This is a genomic window from uncultured Microbacterium sp. (assembly GCF_937927635.1).
Taxonomy (GTDB): Bacteria; Actinomycetota; Actinomycetes; order Actinomycetales; family Microbacteriaceae; genus Microbacterium.
The window spans coordinates 21824-29255 of sequence record NZ_CALBRW010000001.1 but is presented as its reverse complement, the minus strand read 5'-3'; the positions used below and the strand labels follow the sequence as shown (position 1 = coordinate 29255).

Annotated in this window: 7 protein-coding genes and 1 pseudogene; 5 read left to right on the top strand and 3 right to left on the bottom strand. The window is 70.9% G+C overall.

The window, feature by feature from the left end:
* The 4 genes and pseudogenes from Q0568_RS00125 to Q0568_RS00110 all read left to right on the top strand — a co-directional run.
* Nucleotides 1-737 (top strand): annotated as a pseudogene (locus Q0568_RS00125) (hypothetical protein); the annotation flags it as partial.
* A gap of 35 nt (nt 738-772) precedes the next feature.
* Complete coding sequence (locus Q0568_RS00120; RefSeq protein ID WP_298860292.1) at nt 773-1144, top strand: YrdB family protein; 372 nt, start codon at nt 773-775, stop codon at nt 1142-1144.
* Entirely contained in the window at nt 1141-2502 is a 1362-nt protein-coding gene (locus tag Q0568_RS00115) for an FAD-linked oxidase C-terminal domain-containing protein (protein WP_298860289.1), read from the top strand. The genes Q0568_RS00120 and Q0568_RS00115 overlap by 4 nt, the downstream gene beginning before the upstream one ends.
* Nucleotides 2495-2890, top strand: coding sequence for an NUDIX domain-containing protein (locus Q0568_RS00110; RefSeq protein ID WP_298860286.1), 396 nt, complete (start codon nt 2495-2497; stop codon nt 2888-2890). The genes Q0568_RS00115 and Q0568_RS00110 overlap by 8 nt, the downstream gene beginning before the upstream one ends.
* Nucleotides 2891-2905: 15 nt before the next feature.
* On the opposite strand, the gene Q0568_RS00105 is transcribed toward Q0568_RS00110, so the two are convergent.
* The 3 genes from Q0568_RS00105 to Q0568_RS00095 are packed head-to-tail and all read right to left on the bottom strand — an operon-like array spanning nt 2906 to nt 5788.
* On the bottom strand, nt 2906-3685 hold the full coding sequence (locus Q0568_RS00105; protein ID WP_298860283.1) for a glucosamine-6-phosphate deaminase: 780 nt from the start codon (nt 3683-3685) through the stop codon (nt 2906-2908).
* Nucleotides 3678-4625 carry an ROK family protein gene (locus Q0568_RS00100; RefSeq protein WP_298860280.1) on the bottom strand — a complete coding sequence of 316 codons (948 nt, stop codon included), beginning with the start codon at nt 4623-4625 and terminating at the stop codon, nt 3678-3680. The genes Q0568_RS00105 and Q0568_RS00100 overlap by 8 nt, the downstream gene beginning before the upstream one ends.
* The gene (locus Q0568_RS00095; protein WP_366941297.1) at nt 4622-5788 is read right to left on the bottom strand and encodes an ROK family transcriptional regulator; all 1167 of its coding nucleotides are present in this window, start codon (nt 5786-5788) and stop codon (nt 4622-4624) included. The genes Q0568_RS00100 and Q0568_RS00095 overlap by 4 nt, the downstream gene beginning before the upstream one ends.
* 177 nt (nt 5789-5965) lie before the next feature.
* Between Q0568_RS00095 and Q0568_RS00090 the strand changes: the two genes are divergently transcribed.
* Nucleotides 5966-7414, top strand: a complete 1449-nt coding sequence (locus Q0568_RS00090; protein WP_298860274.1) for a L,D-transpeptidase — start codon at nt 5966-5968, stop codon at nt 7412-7414.
* Nucleotides 7415-7432: the final 18 nt, after the last annotated feature.

The window sequence follows — 7432 nt, the reverse complement described above, 5'->3', positions numbered from 1 at the left end:
CCGACCCCGGAACCACCGACCCCGGAACCACCGACCCCGGAACCACCGACCCCGGAACCACCGACCCCGGCACGATGGCGCCGATCACGGCGTCCACGTTCACGGTGTCGATCGACGCCTCGCTCACAACGCACTACAGTGTGCCGATCCAGGGCGAGCCGGGGGCCACCGTGCGCGCGTGGATGGACGATGCCCCCGGCGGCGGCGACGAGATCGCGCTCGATGGGACCGGCGGCGGTGTGATCGATCTGCGCCCGTCCCTCACCCAGATGCTGATCGGCGCCGATCTCACGCTCACCTACCTCGTGGACGGGGTCCCCGGCAGCAGCACGCGGTACTGGATCGTGCCCACCCTGCTCGGCGGTTCCGGCGGTTCGACTCCCGGCTCCGCTGCACCTGCGACGGACACCACCACGCCCACGGACACCACGCCGGCGGATGCCACCGCAACGACGGACGCCACCACGCCGACGGACGCAGCATCGACCACCGAAACGGCGCCGACCTCGACGACGACCGAGGCGAGCGCGCCGACAGGCGATCCCTCCGCCTCGCCGACGACCACCGCCACGACCACCGAGCCGATCAGCGCACCTGCCCCGGCAGAGACCGTCGACCCGACGACGACCACGGCACCTGCCGACACCACCGTCACATCCGACACCACGGCGCCCACCGACCCCGCACCCATCACGGCGTCCACCGAGCCAGTCGCGGCCACCTCCCCCGCCGCCTGAATCCCCGGCCCGCACCCGCCGAATAGACTGGGGGCATGCCGCAGGATTCCGTCGCCGACACCGGTGTGAACCGCCCCGCCCTGACCGCCCTCGATGTGATCCGGGTGATCGTGCTGCTGGTGGCGCTGGTCTCGCTGGCGCTCTGGGGCTTCGGGTCGTGGGCCATGCCATGGAACATCGTCGTCGGCATCGCCGCCCCCGTCGTCACCCTGCTGGTGTGGGCGCTGTTCGTCTCGCCGCGCGCGGTGCTGCACCTGCATCCGTTCCTTCGGGCGCTGGTCGAGCTGCTCATCTACGCGGCCGTGACGCTGGCGTGGTGGTCGGTCGGTCAGGCGTGGATCGGACTGGCCTTCGCCGTCGTGGCCGTCGCGGTGGGCGTGATCGCGGGGCGTCGAGCGCTGGCATGAGCGTCCTCGAGCGGCTGCGGAGCGAACTCGGCGACATCGTCGACACCTCCGCCGAGGCGCTCGAGCAGGCGCGGGCCGACCGCAGCGGACACCGCTCCCCCGGTCGTCCCCTGGCCGTCGTCCACGCCCGCACCGTCGACGACGTGCAGAGCACCATGCGCATCGCCTCCGCGACGCGCACCCCCGTCATCGTGCGCGGCGCCGGGACCGGGCTGGCGGGGGCAGCGAACGCAGGCCCCGGTCAGATCGTGCTGTCCCTGACCGCGATGGACCGCATCCTCGAGGTGCGTCCGGATGATCTGCTGGCCGTCGTCGAACCCGGCATCCTCAACGCGACTCTGAATGCACGACTGGCCGAGCAGGGCGTCTGGTGGGCGCCCGACCCGGCCAGCCGCGAGATCTCCACCATCGGCGGCAACATCGCCACCGGGGCGGGCGGTCTGCTGTGCGCGAAGTACGGTGTCGTGCGGGATGCCGTGCTCGGCCTCGACCTGGTGCTCGCCGACGGACGACTCATGCATCTCGGCCATCGCAGCGTCAAGGGCGTGACCGGGCTGGATCTCACCTCGCTGGTGATCGGATCCGAGGGCCGGCTCGGCGTGGTCGTCGGCGCCACCCTCAAGCTGCGCAGGCTCGTCGCGGGCCCGGTGTGCGCGATCACCGCATCGTTCGGCTCCGTGCGCGATGCCGCGGCGGCCTCCGCTGCGGTCACGGCCGCGGGCCTGCAGCCCGCCGTCATGGAGCTCATGGACGCCCGATCGCTGGCCGCCGTGCACGACCTGCTGAGCCTCCCCGCCCCGGCGCCCGGCACCGCGCAGCTGACGATCCAGACCGACGGCCCGGCCGCTCTCGATGACGCCGCCCGGATCGTGGCCGTGCTGCGGGCATCCGGCGGCGTCGCGGACATGACGTCCGACCCTGCTGAGGGCGAGCGGCTGCTCGGCATCCGCAGGTCCATGCACCCGGCCATGGCGGCGCTGGGCACCACCCTCATCGAGGACGTTTCCGTACCGCGAAGCGCGATGCCCGCGATGTTCGACGAGATCGCGCGCATCGAACAGGCCTACGGCATCAGCATCCCGACCGTCGCCCACGCCGGCGACGGCAACCTGCATCCGAACTTCATCTTCGACGGCGACGAGGTGCCGCCGCGCATCTGGGATGCCGCCGGCGAGCTCTTCCGCGCCGCGCTGCGCCTGGGTGGGACGCTCACCGGCGAGCACGGCATCGGGATGCTGAAGAGCCGCTGGCTGGCCGAGGAGCTCGGCGAGGATCAATGGGAGCTGCAGCGCCAGATCGTGCGGGTGTTCGATCCGCTCGGCATCCTCAACCCGGGAAAGGTCTTCTCCGATGCCTGACATCCGCGTCAGCGCCGCCGTGATCGTCGATCACGCCGGCCGCGTGCTCGTGGTCCGCAAGCAGGGCACGACGCGCTTCATGCAACCAGGCGGCAAGCCCGAGGCCGGCGAGACCCCGGTGCAGACCCTCATCCGCGAGCTCGACGAGGAACTGTCGCTGAAGGTCGCCGAGGCCGATCTGCGGCCGCTGGGAACCTTCATCTCGGCAGCGGCCAACGAACCCGGTCACCGCGTGGTGGCCGACGCGTTCGCGCTGCGCGCCGAGCGCGAGGACGTCTCGGTACACGCCGAACTCGCCGAACTGCGCTGGCTGGAACCGGGCGATCGCACCAGCGTGCCGCTCGCGCCGCTCAGCGAGGAGCACCTGCTGGCCTTCGCCTGGGGCTGATCCCAGAGGTGGGGCTCAGAGGCCCTGCCAGGCCGGCTTGTTGGCGTAGGTGTAGCGGTAGTAGTCGGCAAGCTTCAGCTGCGACGCGGCCGCCTCGTCCAGCACGACGGTGACGTGCGGATGCAGCTGCACCGCCGAGCCGGGGATCATCGCGCTGACGGGCCCCTCGAGCGCCGCCGCGACGGCCGCGGCCTTGCCCTCGCCGAACGCCAGCATCACCAGGTGCCGCGCGCGCAGGATCGTGCCCAGTCCCTGCGTGATGCAGTGCTGCGGCACGTCGTGGATGGAGTCGAAGAAGCGGGCGTTGTCCTGTCGCGTCTGCTCGGTGAGCGTCTTGATGCGCGTGGTCGAGGCGAACGACGAGCCGGGCTCGTTGAAGCCGATGTGCCCGTCGGTGCCGATGCCGAGGATCTGCAGGTCCACGCCGCCGGCGGCCAGGATCGCGGCGTCGTAGTCGTCGCCGGCGTGCTCGATGGTCTCGATGGCGCCGTTGGGCGTGCGGATGAGCTCGGGGTTCAGCCCGAGGGGCTCGACGACCTCGCGGGTGATCACCGAGCGGTAGCTCTCGGGATGCGCGGGGTCGATGCCCACGTACTCGTCGAGCGCGAAGCCGCGCACGTGCGAGACGTCGTGGCCCGCGAGGCGCTCGCGCAGCGCCTCGTACACCGGCAGCGGAGTCGAGCCGGTGGCCAGTCCCAGCACCGGTTCCGCGACCGTGTCGATGAGGCGCACGATCTCGTCGGCGACCAGCGCGCCGGCCTCCTGCTTGCCCGAGGTGATGACGACTTCAGCCATGAACGCTTGTCTCCTTGTCCAGAACGGACTCTGCCGATGCAGAGCCCAGCAGAGCGGCTCCGATGGCCGCAACCGGCGAACCCGCCGGAAGCATCTCGATTCTCTCATCCAGCCGCAGCGAGCGCAGGAAGGGCGACGAGGCCGACTCGTCCACCAGCTCCTGGCGGATGCCGGGCGCCAGCCGGTCGGCGAGCGCCACCAGTCCTCCGCCGATGACGACGGTCTCCACGTCGGCGGTCAGCACCAGCACCCGCACCGCGGCGGCAGCGCCGCGGAACAGATCCCGACGCAGAGCGGATGCCCTGGCATCGCCCTCGTCCGCGGCGTCCAGGATGTCCTTCACAGGGTGCTCGCCGTCGCGGCCCCAGGCACGGGCCAGCGCACCGCCGCCGCACAGGGTCTCGATGCAGCCGCGCTGACCGCATCCGCAGATGCGGCCCTGCGGATCGACGGCGATGTGCCCGACCTCGCCGGCGCCGCCGCGAGCGCCGCGCCAGATACGGCCGTCGACGACGATCCCCGCGGCCACCCCCGTGCCGAGGTTCAGATACGCCATCGGCGCCGTGCGGGGCCTCGAGGCCGCCGCGCCGAGCGCCGCCGCCTTGACGTCGTTCTCCACGAAGCAGCGGATGCCGGTGGCGTCCTGCACGACCCGTGAGATCTCTAACGACTCGACGCCGAGGTTGACCGCATGCAGCACGCGCCCCCGGGCGGCGTCGATCACGCCGGGAATGCCCACGCCGATCGACCGGACCGCGCGCTGCGGGAGCCGCGGGCGCAGCCGGGAGACGGCGTCGAGGATGCCGGCGATCACGGCATCCCCTCCCCAGCCGGTGGGAAGCCGCACATCGGCGATCGGCTCCCCGCCGGCATCCAGCGCGATGCCCGCGATCTTGGTCCCGCCGATGTCCAGGCCGATGCGGACGGCAGCCGCCGTCACGACACGCCCAGCTCTGCCGCGAGCACCATCACGGCGGCGCCGCGCACGACGATGTCACCCTGATTGCTGAGGCGGACGGGCACGTCCTCGAACACGCCTTCCAGGGTCCGCTCGTGCAGCGCGCGTGTCGCGGCCACGAGGAACTCGCCGCCGAACTGCGCGGCGGGACCGGAGATCACGATCTCGGAGAGGTCCAGTGCCGCCACGATCGGAGCGATGGCGATGCCCAGGCGCGTGCCCGCGTCGGCCAGCACGGCGGCGGGGTCGTCCGCCGCGGCGGTCTCGGCGACGAGCCGCGGCACGTTCACCCAGGCCTCCAGGCACCCGTCCCGCCCGCAGGCGCAGTGCGGGCCGCCGTCGGTCCCCACCACGACGTGACCGATCTCACCCGCCGCAAAGCGTGCGCCGATCAGCGGGTGACCGCCGGCGATGAGCCCGGCGCCCACGCCGCGACCGATGCGGACGAGCATGACATCGGCATCCGCCTCGCCGAAGGTGTATTCGGCGAGGATGGCGGCGTTGGCGTCGTTGCTGACCAGCACCGACTGTCCGAGGTCGGCGCCGAGCCTGGCCTCCAGCGGAAAGTGCTGCCAGCCGAGGTTGGGTGCGCTGAGGATGACGCCGTCGGAGCGCACCACGCCGGGCGATCCGACGCCGATGCCCAGCAGCGGGCGGTCGACCTCTGCGAGCAGGGACCTGATCAGCCCGAGGGCGGCGGCGTACGCCTGCTCGGCGTCCGCGGCATCCGGGCGCGGAACCGACCGCGAGATCAGCACCCGACCGCCGAGATCCAGGACGGAGCCCTCGAATCGGGACGCGCCGGACAGGTCGATGCCGATGATCTGGTGCCCCTCGCGATCGATGTCGATGACGATCGGCGGCTTGCCGGGGCCTGCCAGGTCGCGCACCCCGAGCTCGTGGATCACGCCATCGGCGATCGACTCCGCGACGAGGTCGGAGATCGTGACCCTGGTGAGTCCCGTCTCCCGCGCGAGGTCGGCGCGGCTCATGGCACCGCGGTGGTACAGCGTCTGCAGCACCAGTGCCCGATTGTGCGCCCGCGCCTGCTCGGGGAGGACCTTGGCAAGGGAGCGCAGTCGACGCCCCGGACCGAATCCCGAGGGATCCCCGGCAGCCGGTCGATCAGGACGTGACGATTCCATATTTGTTAGTACACCTTACGAACCACGACCGCCGCAAGCTCGTCACACGGGCGAGCGCGCAGGTTATCGAAATGTTACTACCCGTGTCCAGCATCCGGGCGGACTGCGCCTCCACTGCTTCCTCCCGTCCCGTACCATGAAAGTGTTGTTCACGCTGTGTCCTTGGGGGGTGAGTCCGTGACCGACCTGATCTCCGGGCCCGATACAGGAGCCATCGCCGCGAGCGAACCGACCGAGGTTCTGCCGCCGGGCGACGACCGTCCCGTGGAGTGGGCCCTCACCGACCCCGCACCGAAGAAGCGCCGACTCGGTCTGTGGATCGGCCTCGGCGCAGGCGCCGTCTTGCTCGCCGCCGCTGCGGCCTCGCTCATCCTCATCGCCCCGGGAACCACCATCGCCGGCGTGGCTGTGGGGGGCATGACCCCCGGCATGGCCGCCGACGCCATCAGCACCCGGATCGCCACCACCGAGGTCACCCTGAGCGGCGCCGGTGCCGGTGCTCAGCTCAGCGGCACCGATCTCGGCGCGAGCGTCGATGCCAAGGCGCTGGCCGAGAAGGCCTTCGCCGACCGTCCGATGTGGAATCTCGGTCAGTGGATGGGCTCCTCGATCGACGCGAAGGTCACCCTGGACCCCAAGACCGCCGAGAACGCGCTGCGCGCTGCGGTCCCCGACAGCTACACCGACCCCGTCGATGCCGGCGTCTCCTTCGATGCGTCCTCCGCCGCCTACAAGAGCACTCCCGCGACAGACGGCAGCGGCATTCCCGTGGCGGAGCTCGAGAAGGCCTTCACCCGTGCGACCGAGAAGGGCGCGACCACGCTCACCTTCTCCGGCGACGCGAAGCCCGTCGAGCCTGCCATCACCGACGCCAAGGCCGCTGCCGCCACCGAGAAGCTCAACGGGATGCTGGCGAGCATCGGCTTCTACGTCGGCGAGGAGCGCACCGTGCCAGTGGCTCCCGCCGTGGCCGCGAGCTGGCTGAAGGTCACCGACGTCGACGGCGAGCTGAAGATCACCGCCGACCAGTCCGCGATCCAGACCGTCGTCGCCACGCTCCCGGGTCTGGTCGACCGCCCTGCCGTGAACGCCGTGAACGTCATCGATTCGAAGGGCAAGGTGCTCAGCGAGGTGACGGCCGGCCTGGACGGTCGGTCGCTCGGCGACACCGCGGGGATCGCATCCGCCTTCGCGACCCAGCTCGGCGATGGCAAGGCGTCGTTCGCGCTGCCCGTCAACTCCACGCCGTTCGAGACGACCACCGTCTTCCGGCGCCTCGAGGTCGACATCAGCGAGCAGAAGACGTACCTCTACGAGAACGAGAAGCTGGTCCGGACCTGGAAGATCTCGTCCGGGCTGGCCGGAACCCCCACTCCGCTCGGGCGCTTCAAGGTGTTCGCGCACACGGCGAAGCAGGACATGGGCTGCTTCGAGGGCGCGTCGTACTGCACCAAGGACGTCCCCTGGAACACCTGGTTTGCCAAGGACATCGCCTTCCACGGCGCCTACTGGCACAACAACTTCGGACACCGCATGAGCCACGGCTGCGTGAACATGCCGCCGAGCGTCGCCAAGCAGGTCTATGACATGACGCCGGTCGGACTCGAGGTCTGGGTTCACGCCTGATCCAGGCGAATACCTGCG